At 33.1% G+C, this 20625-nt stretch carries 20 protein-coding genes, 2 tRNA genes and 1 pseudogene; 10 read left to right on the top strand and 13 right to left on the bottom strand.

Annotated features, from left to right (window positions below; translation table 11 throughout):
- The first annotated feature begins 265 nt into the window (after positions 1-265).
- From DYE57_RS00195 to DYE57_RS00185, 3 genes are all read left to right on the top strand, one after another.
- Positions 266-625 (top strand): hypothetical protein, encoded by a 360-nt coding sequence (locus DYE57_RS00195; protein ID WP_115312461.1) that lies wholly within the window; start codon positions 266-268, stop codon positions 623-625.
- 1152 nt (positions 626-1777) lie between these two features.
- Entirely contained in the window at positions 1778-2929 is a 1152-nt protein-coding gene (locus DYE57_RS00190; RefSeq protein WP_115312460.1) for a zinc-dependent alcohol dehydrogenase, read from the top strand.
- 155 nt (positions 2930-3084) lie between these two features.
- Positions 3085-3603, top strand: coding sequence for a type 1 glutamine amidotransferase domain-containing protein (locus DYE57_RS00185; protein WP_115312459.1), 519 nt, complete (start codon positions 3085-3087; stop codon positions 3601-3603).
- A gap of 181 nt (positions 3604-3784) precedes the next feature.
- Here DYE57_RS00185 and DYE57_RS11755 read toward each other — a convergent pair whose 3' ends face one another.
- On the bottom strand, positions 3785-3922 hold the full coding sequence (locus tag DYE57_RS11755) for a hypothetical protein (protein ID WP_165417820.1): 138 nt from the start codon (positions 3920-3922) through the stop codon (positions 3785-3787).
- 168 nt (positions 3923-4090) lie between these two features.
- Here DYE57_RS11755 and ccrA point away from each other — a divergent pair.
- From ccrA to DYE57_RS00150, 7 genes and pseudogenes are all read left to right on the top strand, one after another.
- Positions 4091-5450, top strand: a pseudogene (gene ccrA / locus DYE57_RS00180) (cassette chromosome recombinase CcrA).
- A complete protein-coding gene (locus DYE57_RS00175; RefSeq protein WP_115312458.1) occupies positions 5447-6835 on the top strand; it encodes a recombinase family protein in 1389 nt (462 codons plus the stop codon). The pseudogene ccrA and the gene DYE57_RS00175 overlap by 4 nt, the downstream one beginning before the upstream one ends.
- Before the next feature lie 521 nt (positions 6836-7356).
- Positions 7357-7707 (top strand): SAUGI family uracil-DNA glycosylase inhibitor, encoded by a 351-nt coding sequence (locus DYE57_RS00170; protein WP_115312457.1) that lies wholly within the window; start codon positions 7357-7359, stop codon positions 7705-7707.
- 86 nt (positions 7708-7793) lie between these two features.
- Positions 7794-8105: a DUF960 family protein gene (locus tag DYE57_RS00165; RefSeq protein ID WP_115312456.1), complete on the top strand. Its 312-nt coding sequence runs from the start codon at positions 7794-7796 to the stop codon at positions 8103-8105.
- Positions 8106-8120: 15 nt separating this feature from the next.
- Positions 8121-8621 carry a DUF1643 domain-containing protein gene (locus DYE57_RS00160; RefSeq protein WP_115312455.1) on the top strand — a complete coding sequence of 167 codons (501 nt, stop codon included), beginning with the start codon at positions 8121-8123 and terminating at the stop codon, positions 8619-8621.
- A 14-nt stretch (positions 8622-8635) separates the two neighbouring features.
- On the top strand, positions 8636-8857 hold the full coding sequence (locus DYE57_RS00155; RefSeq protein ID WP_115312454.1) for a hypothetical protein: 222 nt from the start codon (positions 8636-8638) through the stop codon (positions 8855-8857).
- Positions 8858-9117: 260 nt separating this feature from the next.
- The gene (locus tag DYE57_RS00150) at positions 9118-9525 is read left to right on the top strand and encodes a DUF2992 family protein (protein ID WP_115312453.1); all 408 of its coding nucleotides are present in this window, start codon (positions 9118-9120) and stop codon (positions 9523-9525) included.
- Positions 9526-9614: 89 nt separating this feature from the next.
- On the opposite strand, the gene DYE57_RS00145 is transcribed toward DYE57_RS00150, so the two are convergent.
- The 12 genes from DYE57_RS00145 to DYE57_RS00090 all read right to left on the bottom strand — a co-directional run bounded on the left by DYE57_RS00145 (position 9615) and on the right by DYE57_RS00090 (position 20427).
- Positions 9615-10169 carry a restriction endonuclease subunit S gene (locus DYE57_RS00145; RefSeq protein ID WP_115312452.1) on the bottom strand — a complete coding sequence of 185 codons (555 nt, stop codon included), beginning with the start codon at positions 10167-10169 and terminating at the stop codon, positions 9615-9617.
- A gap of 41 nt (positions 10170-10210) precedes the next feature.
- Entirely contained in the window at positions 10211-10849 is a 639-nt protein-coding gene (locus tag DYE57_RS00140) for a restriction endonuclease subunit S (RefSeq protein WP_115312451.1), read from the bottom strand.
- Complete coding sequence (locus DYE57_RS00135) at positions 10842-10979, bottom strand: restriction endonuclease subunit R (RefSeq protein ID WP_115312450.1); 138 nt, start codon at positions 10977-10979, stop codon at positions 10842-10844. Before DYE57_RS00135 ends, DYE57_RS00140 begins: the two co-directional genes overlap by 8 nt.
- Positions 10980-11085: 106 nt before the next feature.
- Positions 11086-11565, bottom strand: a complete 480-nt coding sequence (rlmH, locus tag DYE57_RS00130; RefSeq protein WP_115312449.1) for a 23S rRNA (pseudouridine(1915)-N(3))-methyltransferase RlmH — start codon at positions 11563-11565, stop codon at positions 11086-11088.
- Positions 11566-11965: 400 nt separating this feature from the next.
- Positions 11966-12766: an MBL fold metallo-hydrolase gene (locus tag DYE57_RS00125; protein ID WP_115312448.1), complete on the bottom strand. Its 801-nt coding sequence runs from the start codon at positions 12764-12766 to the stop codon at positions 11966-11968.
- Between the two features lie 608 nt (positions 12767-13374).
- Positions 13375-14163 carry a two-component system regulatory protein YycI gene (locus DYE57_RS00120; RefSeq protein ID WP_115312447.1) on the bottom strand — a complete coding sequence of 263 codons (789 nt, stop codon included), beginning with the start codon at positions 14161-14163 and terminating at the stop codon, positions 13375-13377.
- Entirely contained in the window at positions 14164-15501 is a 1338-nt protein-coding gene (gene yycH, locus DYE57_RS00115; RefSeq protein WP_165417849.1) for a two-component system activity regulator YycH, read from the bottom strand.
- On the bottom strand, positions 15494-17326 hold the full coding sequence (walK, locus tag DYE57_RS00110) for a cell wall metabolism sensor histidine kinase WalK (protein ID WP_115312445.1): 1833 nt from the start codon (positions 17324-17326) through the stop codon (positions 15494-15496). Before walK ends, yycH begins: the two co-directional genes overlap by 8 nt.
- A gap of 12 nt (positions 17327-17338) precedes the next feature.
- Positions 17339-18040, bottom strand: coding sequence for a response regulator YycF (gene yycF, locus DYE57_RS00105; RefSeq protein ID WP_002434481.1), 702 nt, complete (start codon positions 18038-18040; stop codon positions 17339-17341).
- Positions 18041-18550: 510 nt separating this feature from the next.
- A tRNA-Asp gene (locus DYE57_RS00100) sits at positions 18551-18623 on the bottom strand.
- Between the two features lie 5 nt (positions 18624-18628).
- Positions 18629-18703, bottom strand: a tRNA-Glu gene (locus DYE57_RS00095).
- Positions 18704-19143: 440 nt separating this feature from the next.
- Entirely contained in the window at positions 19144-20427 is a 1284-nt protein-coding gene (locus DYE57_RS00090) for an adenylosuccinate synthase (RefSeq protein WP_115312444.1), read from the bottom strand.
- Positions 20428-20625: the final 198 nt, after the last annotated feature.

Here is a 20625-nt window from a genome sequence, read left to right as displayed (position 1 = left end):
CAAACCTCACTAATCTATAATCTATCGAGGTGATTTTATAAGAAATACTATTTAAATGAGTCTAGTTTATTTTACCACTTATTTATGCATTTATTCATGTAAAACCTTAAGTAAAAAATATTAATTTATTTGTCTAGAAGAAATATACAAATAACATTTTTTCAATGTATTACTTACACTGTTGTAAGTTTACTTGTTAACTGTTGTAATAGTCTATGATTGATGTTTTTATAATAAGTAAAGAGAAATAAGGAAGGTGAAAAGAATGGAAAATATAAACAGTAATATGAATAAAAATGACAATAGTTATGTTTTATCAGCACTGAGTTATTTAAGTATCTTTTTTGCACCTGTCATTTTACCTTTATTGGTATGTATACTCGCTGATGAACCAACGTCAAGACATGGTAAAAAAGCACTAGTTAATCATGCTTTGACTTGGATTAGTTTTTTTATAGGTAGAGCGGCTATTATTTTTTCAAAAGAAATATTTGATAAGCCTTTGAATCATCAATTATTAATATTTATTATTGCTTTAGTCATTGCTATTATATTCTTTTTAATTGCTTTAATATTGTATATCTTAAATATTATCAGAGGAATTAAAATATTATTGAAAAAGTAAATCACTTATATACCAACTTATTAAGGGAGTCCTATACTCCCTTTTTTTACTCAACTTAATCCATAACCGATTATTTTATTTATAATCTACGATACTAACTTTAACGTTTCTAATGACATTTCTTGAAACATCAAAGTTGTTATTAAACCCTTCTTGTTAATACGTAGAGAGAGTAACTGGCCTGCATAATAAGTATTTTGAGTCCTTCTAAACACACACGTAAATACTTCATCTTTTTGTATTTTCTCAATCAAAGTTACTCCATTTTACAAAAGTTGATTTGCTAATGTTTATGACCTTTCCATCTTTTGTATTAAATTTATACAACCTTAGTCTATGTAATTTAAGATTATTATAGTTTTTCTGAATGACATATTTATTCACATTATACGTTCTAGTCATCTTTTTTAACCCTTACCATCGCTTTTTACATAGTAATTTTTATTCTCACTCTTATTTATATGAATATTTGATGATATCAATTAATAATGTAAGTCATCTCCTAACCTCATTTTAAAGCGATTGATATTGTCATTCTGCCATCAAATTATAGCATTCTATATTGTTGGATATAGGTTATAAGTTTTTACATTTCATGTTCCAAAGCAATGATATTAGTAATTCTTTTAATTAACTTACATTTTATTGTAGACATTATATTTTCGATTAATCTACTTCACTCTGAAACTTTCTAAACAAACTTTCATTAATTAAGTTTAAATTAAAATTCTTACAACTTAATTTTTAGCTTTATTTATGGTACGCTTCTGCGTATCGATTAATGATGCGGTTTTATAAATACTAAAAAAAGTTATTTAACTTTATTATTATCTGCCTTCAAATATATATATCTTAATTTGTTCATTACTATTTTTAGAAGATTTTCAAACAGCTCACCAACGTAAAATCGATTGATGAAATAAGCTGCCTTATTAAGAATAATCACTGTTCTTTCTCTTATCTGCATGAAAATTTCTATTCAATATTTCATACACAAAACTAAAATCTATTATAGTCTTTAATAAATTATTAACCATTATACTAAAACAGTCTCGAATATGAACATATCTACTTAATCTAAAAATAGTCTATTAATATTCTGGGTTTATAACGTGCTAGAAGGGGTAGATTGACTGAAGGAGGGCGATATTAATGAAAGCAGTTACTTATCAAGGTCATAAAAATATGGAAGTTCGTGAAGTGAAAGATCCAACGATAGAAGAATCAACAGATGCAATTATTAAAATAACAGCTTCAGGTATATGTGGTTCTGATTTACATCTTTATCATCAAGGCGACTTATTTATGGATCCTGGTTTTGTTATTGGACATGAGCCAATGGGAATTGTAGAAGAAGTAGGAAAAGACGTTAAGACTTTAAAAAAAGGCGATAGAGTAGTTATACCTTTTAACATTGGTTGTGGCGATTGCTTCTATTGTAATAACCATATGGAGTCTCAATGTGATAATTCTAATCCATCCCCAGCAAGTTGGAAAATGAACAATGGTGGACTTTTCGGTTTTGGTGCCATGCACGGGAACCACTGGGGAGGACAAGCAGAGTATTTAAGAGTCCCATTTGCTGACTTCTCTTCATTCAAAGTTCCAGATAGTGATTTAAAAGACGAACAAGTATTATTTTTATCTGATGTTGTCCCAACAGCTTATTGGAGTGTTGAACATGCGGGCGTAAAATCTGGTGATACTGTTATTGTTCTAGGTTGTGGTCCAATCGGTTTAATGGCACAAAAATTTGCTAAGTTAAAAGGTGCTGAACGTGTGATTGCCATTGATAATGTAGAGCACAGATTAAACCATGCGAAAAAATTCAACGGCGCTGAAGTATATAATTTTTCTAAAGAAGATAATATCGGAAAATTACTTCATGAAACAACAAAGGGTGGCGCAGATGTTGTTATAGATTGTGTGGGAATGGATGGACAAGTAGCTCAAGATGATTTAGAGATTAGTTCAAACTCAGCACAACGCGGTAATATTAGTCCAATTATTACAGCAGCAGAATCAGTAAGAAAATTTGGTACCATTCAATTAACGGGTATTTATGGTACACCTGCAGATAATTTTCCAATAGATTTAATTTTTAATAGAGATGTTCAAGTAAAAAGTGGTCAAGCGCCAGTTATTCATCAAATGCCAAAATTATATGAAATGATTAAAAATGAAGTGTTTGATCCAACAGAAATTATAACGCATACTATGCCTTTAGAAGATGCAAAACAAGCTTATGATATTTTCGATCAGAAAAAAGACAACAATATTAAAGTCATTTTAAAACCACAATGATAAATATATAAATTAAAAAGAAATATGAATATAAAATTTTGAAATTATTCCGATGATTAAATAAATAAGTTAATTAGTATTTTGTGTTTAATTTCCTTTTTTTAGTGTATGTAGTATATAGATTTAAAATTATAATTTAGGAGGAAATTTCTGTTATGACTAAAAAAGTAGCAATCATTTTAGCAGATGAATTTGAAGATATAGAATTAACTAGTCCAAAAGAGGCATTAGAAAATGCTGGGTTTGAGACTGAAGTTATTGGTGATACTGCTAACCATGAAGTTGTCGGCAAACATGGTGAAAAAGTAACAGTAGATGTTAATATCGCAGATGCTAAGCCAGAAAATTATGATGCTTTATTAATTCCTGGTGGATTTTCACCTGACCATTTACGTGGTGATGAAGAAGGCCGCTATGGTACATTTACTAAGTATTTTACTCAAAATAATATACTAACATTTGCGATTTGTCATGGTCCACTTTTACTAGTTGATACCGACGATTTAAATGGGCGTACAATAACTGGTGTTATCAATGTACGTAAAGATTTATCTAATGCAGGGGCAAATGTTGTTGATGAATCAGTTGTAGTTGATAATAATATCGTAACAAGCCGTACACCAGATGATCTAGACAATTTCAATAGAGAAATTATCAAACAATTACAAGCATAAGTTTAAAATATAAAGTTGTACTATTTATGTATGCCTGCTTTATATCATTTAATAAATATTTTTCATAGTACACATCTTTTTTGTTTATTAATGTATTCTGCGTATTGGTTAATGATGCGTTTTACTAAAATATTTTTCAATTCAAATGCATATTACAATATCTATTTGTATAAATTAGTAGTTAATCATACTTATTTTCATGTACACTCATCTCTAACCTTAATTGAAATAACACATCATTAGCAGCAAATCCTTCTTTTACACGCTTATGAAAATCACTTATACCTTCAACTTCCGCTTTAACATATTTACCATGCATGGATAGTGAGGTAAATATCATGAATGATTTAATTGAAGTATTAACTGACTTAGTTATTAAAGAGTTAAGTCATGATAACTAAGATTGCGGTCCAACGTGTTGATGACACGTTGGACCTTTATTTGAATTCTTTCATAAATATATATTATCTTCGTGGAGGTGAATACTATGGTCGAAGCTATTGGTTACGTACGTCAAAGTACACTAAAACAACAAAGCTTAGCTACTCAAAAAGCACTCATTATGGACACTGCTAAGCAATATGGATGGACTAACGTACAATTTTATGATGATAAGAGAAGCGGACGAAATACAAAACGTTCGGGCTATCAAAAGATGGTAGAGATCATTACTTCTGGAAATTGTAAAGTGTTATGTTGTTATTGTCTGAATCGACTTCATCGTAATTTGAAAAACGCTATACAACTTTTTGAAATTTGTAAAAAGTATCATGTCACAATTATCAGTGTTAACGATGGCTATTTTGATTTAGCTAAAGAATTTGATTACTTTCGCTTGAACATACTCATGAGCCTAGCGGAATTGGAATCGAATAACATCAGCGAACAAACACAAAATAGTATTAGAGAGAAAGCCTAGCAAGGTAAATTGATTACAACACATGCGCCGTTTGGCTATCGTTATAATAAAGGTCACTTTATTGTAAATGCAGAAGAAGCACCTACAGTCAAAGCTGTTTATCGTTGGTATTTACAAGGCCTAGGTTATAAGAAAATTTCTCAAAATCTAGATAAAGATGTGGAATTTATTTCTCGTAAGCCCTACCAAGTTAGAAACATTCTCTTGAATCCTAACTATTGTGGTCGTGTCATCAATCAGTATGGAACGTTTAATGATATGGTTCCGCCTATTATTGATGTTGATACGTTTGAAGAAGCACAAGAGCGTCGTATTCATAAGCAATACAATCGATCCAATTCTAGAAATAAGCTAAAGCGACGAATCAAATGTCCTTACTGTCAATCAACATTAACTAACTTGACGATTAAAAAAGAAAAACATTCACTACGTCTGCCCTAAAAACATGAATGAAGCTTATCACACCTGTTCGTTTAATGGTATAAATGCACAAACGATTGAAGCAGACGTTCTCAATACTTGTAAAGCGTATTTTGAAAATGAATCGTTTTATAATCGCTTAAATAAGAAAATACTACAAACACTAAATCAGCGACAAATAAAATATAAATAAACACAGCTAACACAAGAAGAGCTTATCGAAAAACTAGCTCAAAATCATATTGATGTAGAAACATTTAAACGACTATCTACTAGTAATGAAAGCGAAACACATTCCCCTTCCCCCACTTATTTACCTAATCAAATGACTAAGACAATCAATCATATAACTAAAAATAAATTGACATTAGAAGATATAGCCCCTTTGATTGATGACATTACGATAACTCAAACTAAACAATTACAAGGAATCTACTTGAAACATAGTCAAATCAATATTGTTGAACAGTCACACTTAATATCTCATGAAAGGAATGGAAGCTTGTGAAAGATTTAAAGAAAAAACGTATTGGATTATATACACGTGTATCAACTGAAATGCAGACCGATGGCTATAGTATTCAAGGTCAGTTAAATCAGCTCAAAAAATATTGTCAATTTCAAGGTTATAAAGTCGTTGATGAATATACCGACCGTGGCATATCCGGTAAAACAACTCAACGTCCTGAATTACAACGTATGTTGAAAGATGCGAAAGAAGATAAATTAGACTGTATTATGGTGTACAAAACCAATCGCTTAGCCAGAAACACCTCAGATTTATTAAGTATTGTTGAAAGATTATATAAACTTAATGTGGAATTTTTTAGTCTAACTGAAAAAATAGAAATTGCCACGTCTACAGGTAAGTTAATGCTTCAAATTCTTGCCAGTTTCTCTGAGTTTGAAAGAAATACGATTGTAGAAAACGTATATAATGGTCAAAGGCAACGAACGATTGAAGGATATTACCAAGGTAATTTACCTCTAGGCTATGATAAAATACCTGACAGTAAAAAAGAGTTAATAATCAATCAACATGAAGCGAATATCGTCAAATATATCTTTGAATCCTATGCCAAAGGTCACGGTTATCGTAAGATAGCGAACGCATTAAACCACAAGTTCACGGTAAAGGGACAAATCCTACTGACTGGGATTGTAAAGTGCCCAAAATGTGGCGCAGCAATGGCTGCAAGCAATACGACTAATACGTTAAAAAATGGGACTAAGAAGAGAATCAGATACTATTCATGTAGTAATTTCCGTAATAAAGGATCAAAAGTTTGTTCGGCCAATAGCGTTAGAGCAGATATATTGGAGAAGTATGTTATGAATCGGATATTAGAAGTGATCAAAAGTAAAAACGCATTGAAACAATTGGTTGAAAAGGTAAATAAACGAAGCCAAATAGATAAATCGTCTTTGAATCATGACATCGCTTATAAACAATCACACTACGAAGATGTGAAATCGAAAATGAATACATTGACGAAAACCATTCAAGATAACCCTGACTTAGATAGTATATTAAAACCAACGATACTTAATTATCAAGCTGAATTGAATCAACTTAAAGACCAAATTGGTCAATTAGAACAAGACAAACAAGCTGAAACTCCTTCTTATGATGCAGAAATTATAGCTAACGTACTACAAGCAATATTCAAAGACATTAATAAATTAGAGAAATCACAGTTGAAATCATTGTATCTAACGGTCATCGATCGTATTGATATCCGAAAAGATAAACATCATAAGAAACAGTTCTATGTTACACTCAAACTGAATAATAATATTATTAAACAATTATTTGATAATCATACCCTTGACGAAGTGCCCTTTAGCACTTCGTCTTTATTTTTGCCCCAAACATTATATCTTACTATTTAGCTAATAGAACCATTGTTATAACAGTAATTTCCCCTATCTTCTTTCACTTATTTTATCTAACTATTATCAAGAATTCTCTTTATCAATTTCAATAACACTTATCTAATGAAACAGTCATTGTCGTAATTATTTTCATAACTACACGAAGCTTATATTGAAATTGCTAAAGAACATCCCACAATGATTTTTTAACGGGAAAGGAATGGGATTTGCAGATTCGAAGAAGCAGAAGGATTGTGCAAGCACAATCCCAAAACCCCGTTACTTTTTATAAATAAATTATATATATAAGGAATTAGAGAGATACACTCATCATAAATACGTATAAATAATTAGTTGATTGTTCGTCAAAATGAGTGGGATTCCGGGATTTCCTTGTCACACCAACATTTATCACGGGTTTTTATATGGAATTTTCTCTTATTCCTACCGGGATTCGTAATAAACGATAAATCAAATATATATTATCTCAATGATGTATACCAACTACATCACTATCACACTATCTAGGAGGCAATTATATGAAAACCATTACTCAAGAACTCAAACAATATATGACGCGCTTATTTCAACTTTCTAATAACGAAACATGGGAACGTGAAGCGTTAGAAGAAGCAGCAGAAAATATTCTCCCTACTCGTTTTGTAGAGCATTCTCCTATTACTCATCTCACACTTGAAACCTATACCTACTATAACGATGAGCTACATGAGCTAAGTATCTATCCATTTCTTATGTACGCCAATAACCAACTCATCAGTATTGATTATCTGGATCATTTTGATATGGATTTTCTGTACCTCACTGATACTAAAAGTATACTTATCGATGAACGTCATTTACTAAAAAAAGGAGGGAATGACCATGAATAATTGGATCAAAGTGGCACAAATATCAGTTACGATTATTAGCCAAGTAATTATCATTATGAAAGAAATTCAAGATGAGGTAAGATAGAATGAAAATTAATCGATACATTACAAGAGGGGGTAGTGAAGATCTATCTCTAGACCTTCAAATCTTACTTTGGAATATGGTAAAAGAACGGGACAATCAAAAGCACACAGATTACTTACACATATTTATATTGCAAGAAGATAATAATATACTCTCAGTCACACATGAACAAGAACAACCCGCATACAAAGTGGAATATCACTATACAAACTATGTAAAAAATCAAAATACATTACCTAAGAAAGTCTATGTTATTCGTGAAGATGACGTAGACGCTTTTTATTATGTGATGCTTTTACCAGAAGAATACTAAAGGAAGTGACTACATATGAATACAATAAAAAGTACGATACACACAGAAGCGATTTTTAGCGATGATGAACAACACCGCTACTTGCTCAAAAAGACTTGGGATGAAAAGAAATCAGCATGTACAGTTATAACAATGTATCCTCATTTAGATGGTGTACTATCACTCGATCTTACTACGGTTCTTATTCTTAACCAATTAGCCAACTCTGAACAATATGGCGCTGTATACCTTGTGAATCTATTTTCGAATAAAACGCCTGAAAATCTCAAACATATCAAAGAACCTTACGACAAACACACAGACATTCACTTGATGAAAGCGATTAGTGAAAGTGACACACTGATTCTAGCTTATGGTGCTTATGCGAAGCGGCTAGTTGTCGTCGAACGTGTAACACAAGTGATGGAAATGTTAAAACCTCATAAAAAGAAAGTCAAAAAACTCATTAATCCAGCCACAAATGAAATCATGCATCCGCTTAACCCTAAAGCACGTCAAAAATGGACGTTGAAATAAAAGGAGGAGTATCTATGAACCATGAAACCACACAATCAGACTGGCGAACGGTTGCTAATTGTTTAGCATCGCAAGATTACGTTTCAATAGTAAAAGGTTTAGTACGTCATTTCACAGCAATTGAAGATGAAGAAATTCTTGATAAAATCTATGAAGATTTTATGAATGACGACGCTATCACAACCTTACTTAACAATGATTTCCAAGATATCATAAATCATTACCTATCAAAATGAACACTATACTACTTCTAATAAAAATAGAGCATCCTTCACTTAACGATGAAGGATACTCTTATATCTTTTTTTCTAAAAAATATTAGTAGCTAGTTCTAAAATATATTCTATTTTGGAAGATACACTTATATCTGCAAATATATAGATGTGAAATGTAAAAACACAATTGGGTTGGTAGTCCCAATGCAAATGTAGTATTTGTCAGTAACCTTCCTCCTCAGGTCGTCCTTCATTTCATAGAAATCAAGAGGAGGGACAACATGAAACTCACGATTTTTCATGATGGTCAATTTTTTGTAGGGTTAGTTGAATACAAGCAGCAACAAAAATCCACTTTTGCAAAGTATACGTTTGGATCAGAACCTGATAGTGAAACTATTTTTAAGTTTATTAACCAACACTTATTAAAGTTGATTAATACTAGTAAAGTGTCAACCAAAAGTAAGAAGCCTAAGAATAAAATTAATCCTAAAAAATTACAGCGTAAAGTTGCAAAAGATCAAAAGAAATATCCGATAACAACACAATCTCAACAGGCTTTAAAAAAAGAACAAGAGCTTAAGAAGAAATTATCTAAAACGAAAAACAAGCTCCAAAAAGAAGCAGATAAAAAAAGAAAGCGAAAAATTAAAGTGATAAAGGCTAAAGAAAAACATAAAGGTCATTAAATTTAAGAGCATCCTTCACTTTGCGGTGAGGGATGCTCTTATTACTATTTTTTGCTATTTTCAATTAACATAATAGGCTTTTATCAGTATCAAATGAACATTTTTTGTAGTAAACCTTTCTTACGATGTTTTAATAATTCAATTTTATGTAACTGCTTATTAATCTTTCTATTAATCATCTGAAACAATCGTCCTATTTGTTTTTGTTCCTTTAATATTGGAATTAATAACTTTATTTGTTCCATTTGTTTTTTTGACACTTCAGAAAATGTTGATCCTGCTCCTACTTTTTCAGCATTTCTTTTTAAAATACTCGTCATTGAATATAAAAAATATGAATCTAAATCGTTCTCTTTTGGCACTATTGATTGAAATCCTTGATTAGTAGTCGCTTCTTTAGAAAGTATAGCTGTTTTTCCTATGCCTGCTCTTGAAGTAAATAACACTGTGCCTCTTGGAAGCATCTTTGCTGAACTTTTTTCTAGTCCTTTTTCAGTTATTCTTCTTTGACTAGTACTTACAAATTCCTGATCTCCTATTTCAACTGGCGAAAACCAATTTATATCGCCATCCCAATATTCACTTTTTTTAGTACTCGGTGTTCCTCCACCTATAATATCAGCAATATTGCTTAACTTCTTCATTTCCCAATCAGGATAATTATTTCCATTTTCATCCTTAAATCTTAACTCTTGAAAAAAATCTTTTGCATATATCCTTTCTTTTGTTGCTCTAACAATTCTAATTTCTTTTCTTCTAACTCAATCTGGCGGTCGAGTTTGCTAAAGAAATTACTAATTTTATTTTGTTCAGTAATTGATGGAATATAAAGCTTATATTTGGATAGATTTGTTTTAGAAATACCTAATACAGAAATACCTGTACCTTGCTTTCGAATAAATTTTAGATAATTATTTGTTTTAGTATTATAGAGTAAAAATTTTGGATCAATTGAGCTGTTAGGTCGAAACAAATGTGTATGAAGACCTGATATTATTTTTGCTTGATCAAAATTTATCAATATACTTTTTCCTAAATCCTTATAATCTTCAGAGGCATCCTCAAAAATTAAATCACCTTTATTAACTTCTTCATAGTCTTTATATTCGCTAATTGAAGGTATTAAATTAGTAACATTTAATATTGAAGGGAATTTACTATGTATGTCTCCATAATGAATATGATGATATGTACCTTCATCTTCATAAGCTCTAGATAAAGAATAACTTTTTTTGAAAATACCTAAATTACCTAAAGATGTAATAGTCCATATATAATTAAACTCTGGGAATCTTAGTTTTGGAGTATTTATTTGTTCAGACATGTTTTAACGCTCCTAGTTCTTTTAGACATTCATTAATTTCTGATTCAATATTATGTATATTTATTCTTTCATAGCCTAATTCCACAAGTTGTTGAAGTATTTCTAATGCGTATATCTTTTGATATGCCATTCATTTATTCATCCTAAAATTTAATCTTTTCTTAAATATATCAAAGTTTGGTATTAATTAATATTGTATACTTTACTTTTAGTCAATAAATTAATAAAAAACCGCATCACTTATGATATGCTTCACCGCACATAATTTTAAATGCTCGATAAATCTGTTCGATAAGTATGACGCGCATCATTTGGTGTGGGAAGGTCATGTTGCTAAATGATAAAGCGTAGTTGCTGCGTTGTAAGACGTCTTGATGTAAGCCATTAGATCCACCTATGACAAATGTAAAGTCGCTTTGTCCTTGTGTCATGCGTGTTTGGAGTTCTTTGGAGAGTTGTTCTGATGACAGTTGTTTACCTTTAATTTCTAATGTTATCACTGTTGATTGTGATTTAATTTTAGCGAGTAATCGTTGTCCTTCTTTTTCTTTTACTTGTTCTATTTCTTTTTCACTCATATTTTCTGGTGCTTTTTCATCTGTTACTTCTATTAATTCAATTTTTGTATAAGGACCTAGTCGTTTTTCATATTCTGCAATGGCTTGCTTCCAATATTTTTCTTTTAGTTTTCCTACTGACAGGATTGTAATTTTCATTTGATCCTCCATGATGATATGTATTATTTTATCTAAGTTATCAACAAATTATTCACTTATACACACTATTCCCTCTTAATTATAACAATTATTTTTATAGTTTCTTAGCATTTTTTCGGATTTATACACATATGATGTGGAAAACTTGCTGTTTTGTGGATAAGTTTGTGAATAATGTGGGTATTGTACTCAATTCTGGATAACTGTGACTTTTCAGTGGATAACTTTACGGTTGGCTTAACTTTATTTTTTACATTTAATCCTTGTATTGGGTCTTTTTAAGACTCACTTACTCCATATGTAGATTAAATGTTCCTACTTTTCTACAAGACTATTTTCCAAAAAAGTAACCTACTTATGCGCAATACTCAAGTAGGTCGTTTGTCTTACCTCTATTCAATTATAATGTATAAATCGGTGTGGCTTGTGCTTTATCGGTATCGCAGAGCAATACTTCTTTCTCTGTGTCTATATCGTGTTCATTGAGCACTTGACCAACACTCATGCGTGCGAGGTCTTTCATATTATTGTCTTGAGATAAATGAGAGAGGTATATACGTTTCGTATTACCTGTAATGACATCACTCATTGCGAGACCTGCGTCTTCATTGGATACGTGACCCATATCACTTAAAATACGTTGTTTCGTCTTCCATGGATAACGACACATGCGTAACATATCGACATCGTGATTACTTTCAAACATAAAGACATCACTACCTTGAATCATACCCTTCATACGGTCTGAGACGTAGCCTGTGTCAGTAATCATTGTGAATTTCTTATAGTTATTATGGAAGATGTAGAATTGTGGATCAATCGCGTCATGTGACACGTTAAATGATTCTATATCGAATCCTGCAAGAAATTTCGTTTCATATGGATTAAAAATGAATTTCTGATCCATTGGAATACGACTATCTTTATTCTCTATCGCTTTCCATGTATTCTCATTCGCATATATTGGAAGTTTATATTTACGTGCTAAGACACCAAGACCTTTAATATGGTCGATGTGTTCGTGTGTCACTAATATACCATTTAAATCCTTAATATTTCTGTCGATTTGGCTGAATAACTCTTCCATTTTCTTACCAGTTAAACCTACATCGACAAGTAGTCTACCTTTCTCACTTTCTACGTAAGTGGCGTTACCTGTACTACCACTTGCTAATACACTCATACGTATCAAGCGACTCATCCTTTCTCATATGTACAATCTTTATTTAGTTCATTAGGGGTGTGGGTTAATAACGTGCGTTGGATTTCGTGTTACGTCTTGAAACTGAGTTCGCTCTAACTCAGTTTCGGAGTTTTGCACGTGGATTTGTGTAGATGATTTAAAGTTTCGAGATAAGGTGCTACAATTTTTCAATTCTCGAAACAAAACGTCCTCTAAAATTCCTTTATATTATACTATACCAATTTTAAAGACTCAGTGCCAATCGTCCATTTATACGTTGCAGAAGTGTCATAATTTGAATGATTATCCGCTTCATCATGCCATAAAGAAACGACCATCCAAGAGAGGGTGGTCGTTAAATATGGTAATATTTAATGTTGCTGAAATGATAATCGGGCTACTTAAAGCAAATCGTACGACAATTATACGCACCTCTCTAGAATTTGAGGAATGATTTTCACTCAGTGCTCCTTATTGCTCGCGACCTTACCACTTTTTTTACACCTTAGTAAACGAGCTTCAGTGAGTAGGTTTTTCGGTAGAAACTCTCAAAGTCTCTTCAAAACTACAAATCAGTTTTGCACACTTTTCGGTTCTGCTCAAAACCTAAACGCTCACTTCAGCGCCTAGTATATAACTTTTGGGTTTTTGTTTGTGGCTTCGACATAGTAAGTTTGGACTTTGTCTTTGCCTTTATGTTTAACTTTGATCTCCCAGTTGGGTTGTAGTAGTTGTACGTTAGTTTCGTTCACAACTGAGTAGTAGCCTAGGCGTACGTCTAGGACTTGGTCTCGTTTTTTGAGATATCTATTAAAGTACAGTGCTTCGACAGCTTTACGCGGTGTGATAACTTGTTTTTTCGTACTATTTGACCCTTCTGCAATTTCTATTTGATCCATTGCTGTTTGTTTATAGCTTGTTGCTTTGCCATTAATTAAATTAAATGTCAGACGTGCTTTACTATTATTCATAATGGGATAGCCTCTATAGGTCTGTTCATACGTCACTTTATGTGATGTTAAGTCACTGAGCTGATATTCCTTGCCGTCAAAGATATTTTTAGCAATATAGTCTTTAATATCATTGAGATTCTTATCACTTACTTTAACTGTCTTATCAATATCGCCTTCGAGTGTTTTATCTGAATCCGATGTATTGAGGCTTGAATGTTCTTTAGCATAGCTTGAGAAATCTTTAGAGCGTGCTGTTATTTGCGCAAGCTCTGTATCTTTAACATTCTGGTTCAACACGTCTTTAGGTACGTCGATTTCTTCTTGTTGAAAGTTAACTTCGTTAGTCTTTTCAGCATCGTTTATTTGTGATTTATTCACTTTATCAATGTAGATAATGACCAAAAAGATGTTTACCAGAATAAAAACGAAAATGAATAATGTCTTCGTGGATTTCCAGTTCATTTATTCAAGCCTCCCATATTTATAGGCATACCAATTACCGTCGTATTCAACATACCAGCGTGGTATTAATTCACTATTACGTTGTACTTCAATATCATCATTGTTATATTTATCACTCATGTCATAACCAATAACCATATTTGTGACCTTTTCAAAATCAATATTAGAATCGTTAGCAAGTGATGAACGAACGTATTCTGCCGTCGGTACTGACTTTGATTCTTCACTGTTCAGTGTGACGTCTGTCTTAAGTAGTGATCGTTTATAATCGAACACACCTTTATCGCCCCACGTCACTTGGATTTCATTTAAATTCTGATTATTGAATGTTGGGTAACCGTTTAGGAAACGTTGGTATATTAATTTACCTGTCTTGTTATCCGTGCTGAATAAGCGATAGTCTTCATTTAAGAAACCACCATGACCATTAATGTATTCATAAGTACCTGGAATGGTCTCTTCCATATTACTTGAGCTCTTGACATCTTCTGACAAGTTTTTATAATGATACATTTCGTTTTTATCATCATAGTTGGCTACGCCCGTGTTGTTGTTGTAAGTTGTTGTACCGCTTTGAGAGCTACGAACAATAGTTGAATCGTTAAATAAGATTGAATTCATGCGTTCAACACTAATCGTATTGTAGACCATGCGATAAGTCTTTAAGTCTTTAGGTTTACTTGGCGCAAAGACATGTGTGGCTTTATCGATGGTGTCTTTATTCGTAATAATTTCAGTATATGGCTGCATATCGGGGTCGATAGTTTTAAGTGCTTTATCAATATTTTTACCTTTCATCGTTGTTTTTAATTTCACGACTTCGTGACGGTCTTTACTAATTGCGTAAAGTACAACGTGATTGTTATTATCTTGATCGATAAGTAAACGATTGAAGTTAAAGTGACTTGGCACTTTCGCATCAATATTAAGTACTTGGCTTAGATATGTTGTTAACGGTAAATCATAAGTAAAGTCAAGTACGATAAAGTCATTGCTGAGTTCTGGTATGACGAGATTATGATTTCTTTTTAGATGAGAAACGGATTTTACTTCTTGATTCTTTAGTGGTTCAATCATGGTGTCTAAGGTCTTACCTGATGACACTGTCCCATGCGGTTTATCATCTTTAGCATGTATGATTTGAAACGGTGTAATCGTGCTTTCCATTTTCGCTGTCATGGGCTTTGTCAGTGGTTTAGGTTCATTACTTTTACTATTATCTGAATTATCGACATTTGAAAGGTCTGGAGAGAAGTTCCAGACCATATATGTTAAGACAATACTCATCATGACGAGTAGGGCTAGGATAATCGATTTAATATGTTCTTTATTATTCATCCCAATCACCTTCTTCAATGATTTCGCAAGGAAGTGTAATAAAGATTGAGGTACCTTGTCCTTCTACGCTGTTAGCCCAAATACGTCCATTATGTGCTTCGACAATCTCTTTAGAAATCGCTAGACCGAGTCCTGTACCACCCATCTTACGTGTACGTGCCTTGTCGACACGGTAGAATCTATCAAAGATTTTATCTACTTTATTAATTGGAATACCAATACCATTATCTTTTATACGAATGGTCATTCTATTGTAAAGTGCATTTTGTTTCACATGAAACTCGACACGTTTATCGCCACGTGAATATTTCATCGCGTTGGTAATGACGTTATCAAATACTTGCGTCATCTTATCTGGATCAATTTCAGCAAAGATTGTTTGTTGTGGAATTTCACGTACAAATGTTGTATCTTTCGCTGCCATTTCATGACGATTGATGATTTTGTTGATAAACATATTGAAGTCGATAATTTCTTTTATAATTTGATCTGATTCGTTATCCATTTTAGATAATTGTAGCAAGTCATTCACTAGTCGAATCATACGTTCTGTTTCTTCTCTTGTTACTGATAAGAAGGATGGCGCAAGTTCTTTATCTTGCCAAGCGCCTTCTTCAAGGGCTTCAATGTAACTGTTCATAGATGTCAGTGGTGTACGTAATTCGTGTGAAACATTGGCAACGAATTCACGACGTTCACGCTCAACTTGTTGTTGTTCTGTAACATCATGTAATACGGCAATGTAACCTGTGACGAAACCAGTTTCTTGCACAATCGTACTAAAGTTAACACGTGCAATAATTCGCTCTTCTTCATTAATATCTAATAGGAAGGAATCATTATTTTCTTGGATTTCATCTAATGAGAATTCATTTTCCAAATTAAGTACGCCAAGCATGTAATAACCGATAACATCCTCTTTCGCCAGACCAAGCATCTTAAGTGCCATATCGTTAGCGATACGCACGCGTCCACGACGGTCTGTGGCAAGGATACCGTCACTCATGTGCGTGATAACAGAAACTAAGCGTCGTTTCTCACTTTCAGTATTCGCTTGGGCTTCTTGAACACGTTTAGACAGATTGTTGAAGGCAAGTGCGAGCTCACCGATTTCGTCATTACCGTAAATCTTCACGCGTTGCGTATAGTTCCCTTTAGACATCTCGACGGTTTGGTTACGCATGTCGGTAATTGGCTTCGTAATCGTTCGGGCGATGAAGAACCCTAGAATTACCGTGATGAATAGAGATATCGCTGTACCTACGATAAATATTTGGTTGATATTGTTTAACTGATTATATACATCGTTAATTTTCGATTCTATGTAAATATCACCGATTGTCTGTTTATCGACTTTAACTGGTATGTTATAAACCCAGACACGTTCTTTACCGTTACCATAGTCTTTGAGGACCAGGTGGTTATTGGTTTGTCCTAGCGATAATGCCTTTTGGATGGAGCCATCGTTTGCTTTTTGATTAATAAGACCGTGGTTAGACTGCTTGGTTGTTGCCACGATGATTTGGTCTTTATCAATAAAACGTATTTCCCCAATTTCTTGGCGGTTGGCATATTCACTCAAAAGGTTTTGAATATCCTTTTGAGCGTTCACCGTACCTTTGTCATTATCTTTATATACCTTTTCTATATTGACATCTAATTGCTTTGCGTATTGCGTTATATTCTTTTTGAAGTTATCGAGTAATTCTTTTTCTAAACTATTGGTAAAATACAAACCAATGATTTGCATACCAATAATGATGAGTAATACATAAACAATAACGAGTTTAGTGTGAAGGGATTGTAATTGTTTAAGCCACTTCATAAGGTACTCCCTCTAATCGTGTTGTTGGAGGAAATATCCAACGCCTCTACGTGTCACAATATATTCAGGATGCGAAGGATCGTCTTCAATTTTTTCTCGCAAACGACGAATCGTTACATCTACTGTACGTACGTCACCGAAATAATCATAACCCCACACTGTTTGTAATAAATGTTCACGTGTCATGACTTGACCCATATGTTTAGAAAGGTAATGGAATAGTTCGAATTCACGATGCGTTAATTCGATATCTTCCCCACGCTTTTTAATTGAGTATGCATCTGGATAAATAACAATATCTTTGATTGTAATTTCATTGGTAGCACCACTGACTTCTTGTGCTGGTTGAGAATAATGACGACGTAAGTTTGCTTTAACACGTGCAATCAATTCACGTGTACTAAATGGTTTCGTCACGTAATCATCTGCTCCTAATTCTAGACCTAATACTTTATCAATTTCTGAGTCTTTAGCTGTTAACATAATAATTGGCATTTCAAATTTTTTACGTACTTCACGACACACTTCCATGCCGTCTCTACCTGGTAACATGATGTCTAATAAGACAATATCTGGTTCTTCTTCATAGATTAAATCTACTGCGTCATTACCATCATATGCGCAAAAGACTTCATATCCTTCTTTCTTTAAATTGAACTCCAAAATATCAGCAATTGGTTTTTCATCGTCAACTACAACAACTTTTCTAGCCATATATTATAAACCTCTTTTCTCAAAGTGTAGTCCTTCCGTTCGGTTGTATTGTATGAGCTATATTTGAGTTTCTGTCCCTTTTAAATGTCGTTTCAATCTATACATAGCACATAGCTATCTAGTATATAATTTACCATTTATGAACGGTTAATTCTATTTTAGTATTAAAAATTATAGAATAATATTATTTATAAGTTTACCACCTAAATACTGTTTTACAAAATAAGTTGTATATTCGCAAATAGTCTTAAGCTTTTGATAATAGACTTTTTCATTATTTTGTAATATAAAATATCGGTGCAATACGTATATGAGTAGGATTTTAATATTGGAAATGTATATTATTATGCAGAATGTTAAGTTTTTATTGCAGTGTTGTGGAGATTAGTTGAAAGTGAGATGTTCGTGATCGGGATCGTATTGATGCGTGCAGGGTTGAATCAACTTACATTGCAGTGAAAGTGCGTAAATGTAAACATAAAAAATGCCTACCCTATTGGGTAGGCATTACGGTCCCGACGGGACTCGAACCCGCGATCTCCTGCGTGACAGGCAAGCGTGTTAACCGCTACACTACGGGACCTAACATGGTGACTCCTACGGGACTCGAACCCGTGTTACCGCCGTGAAAGGGCAGTGTCTTAACCGCTTGACCAAGGAGCCGTTCTTAAGCACAAAATAGATTATAGCATAGCTCGTCTTTTCATGACAAGATATTTTTTACATAAATTTAACAATATTTTTAATGCGTTAATGTATAAGCAATTTAGCATTAGAAGTCCTGCTATGATTATGGTTTAATAGTACTTCATTATAAATAATGAACCTTTTTCTTCTATAACTATAAACAGTGAAAAAGACCGATTTGTTATTGAGAAACAAATCGGTCTAGTTGTTAAAGGATTACAAGCGATTCTTAGGATAGTTTGCATAAGACAATGATTATCTCATTTTCCCCATACATATTAACAATCAATGACTAAATTGAAACTGTGCTTGATTAAGCTTTTTACAAATCTACGCTTCTTTATCGGTGTGAGACTATGAAATCAAAGCTATTAGCATGTTAGATGTCTGTCTCGCTTCCTGTCTCATGCCTTACTTTACCACAGTTGTTCTAATAAGTTTGTTTGTTCACGGTCAGGACCAACTGAGAAGATTGAAATGTGTACGCCACATAATTCTGAAATGCGTTCTAAGTAGTTACGTGCATTTTCAGGAAGTTCTTCTAAACTACGACAACCTGTAATGTCTTCAGTCCAACCTGGAAGTTCTTCGAAGATAGGTTTACAACGTCTTAATTGATCTAGGTTTGCTGGGTATTCAGTGATTTTTTCACCATCTAATTCGTAAGCAGTACAAATCTTAACTGTATCTAATCCTGTTAAGACATCGATTGAGTTGATAGAAAGATCTGTGATACCACTTACACGACGTGAATGACGTAATACGACTGAGTCAAACCAACCTACACGGCGTGGACGTCCAGTTGTTGTACCATATTCATGACCAACTTCTCTGATGTGATGGCCGTCTTCATCAAAGAGCTCAGTAGGGAATGGACCGTCACCAACACGAGATGTATACGATTTACATACACCAATCACTTTAGACACTGATGTAGGACCTACACCTGTACCAACAGTGACGTTACCAGCCACTGGGTTACTTGATGTTACGAATGGATATGTACCGTGGTCGATGTCTAACATCACACCTTGTGCACCTTCGAATAATACCTTTTCATCAGCAACATTTGCATCGTCTAAAATTTTAGCTGTATCTGTCACATAGTCTTTTAAACGTTGACCAGCTGCATAGTATTCGTCAAAGATTTCATCAAATGCTGGGCAAGTTTCATTAAACATACCTTTAAAGTATGCGTTTTTATATTCAATATTTTCTTTGAGTCGGCGTTCGAATGTTTCCTTTTCTAATAAGTCCGCCATACGAATACCGATACGTTGTGCTTTATCTACGTATGCCGGGCCGATACCTTTTTTCGTCGTACCGATTTTATTATCTCCACGACGACGTTCTTCATATTCGTCTTGAGCTAGGTGATAAGGTAAAATGACTTGTGCACGGTTTGAGATGCGTAAATTGTCAGTTGAAATACCTCGTTCATTTAATCCATCTAATTCTTTCAATAATGCGACTGGATCTAATACTACACCATTACCGATGACTGCTAATTTGTCTTTATAAAAAGTACCTGATGGTACTAAGTGTAACTTGTATGTTTCTCCACCAAATTGAATGGTGTGTCCTGCGTTGTTACCGCCTGAAAATCTTGCAATCACATCTGCTTGTTCTGCTAAAAAGTCTGTGATTTTACCTTTACCTTCGTCTCCCCATTGTGTCCCAACTACTACGATTGATGACATAAGAGCACCTCCAAGTTTTTCTCAATTAACCATTAGATATTCTACCAATATGCCTATGAATTTGCAAATAAAAATCGAACATTAAAAATAGTCGAATTGCTTATCATTTTTTGAAGAGGATTTTAATTTTTTGATCTTATAAACATTATTATAACAGTATTTCAAAGCGCTTTTCTTCAAAATTCATACACATACTTC

This window comes from Staphylococcus saccharolyticus (genome assembly GCF_900458815.1).
GTDB lineage: Bacteria > Bacillota > Bacilli > Staphylococcales > Staphylococcaceae > Staphylococcus > Staphylococcus saccharolyticus.
The sequence above is the reverse complement of the archived record's forward strand: the minus strand, read 5'-3'. Positions and strand labels throughout refer to the sequence as shown.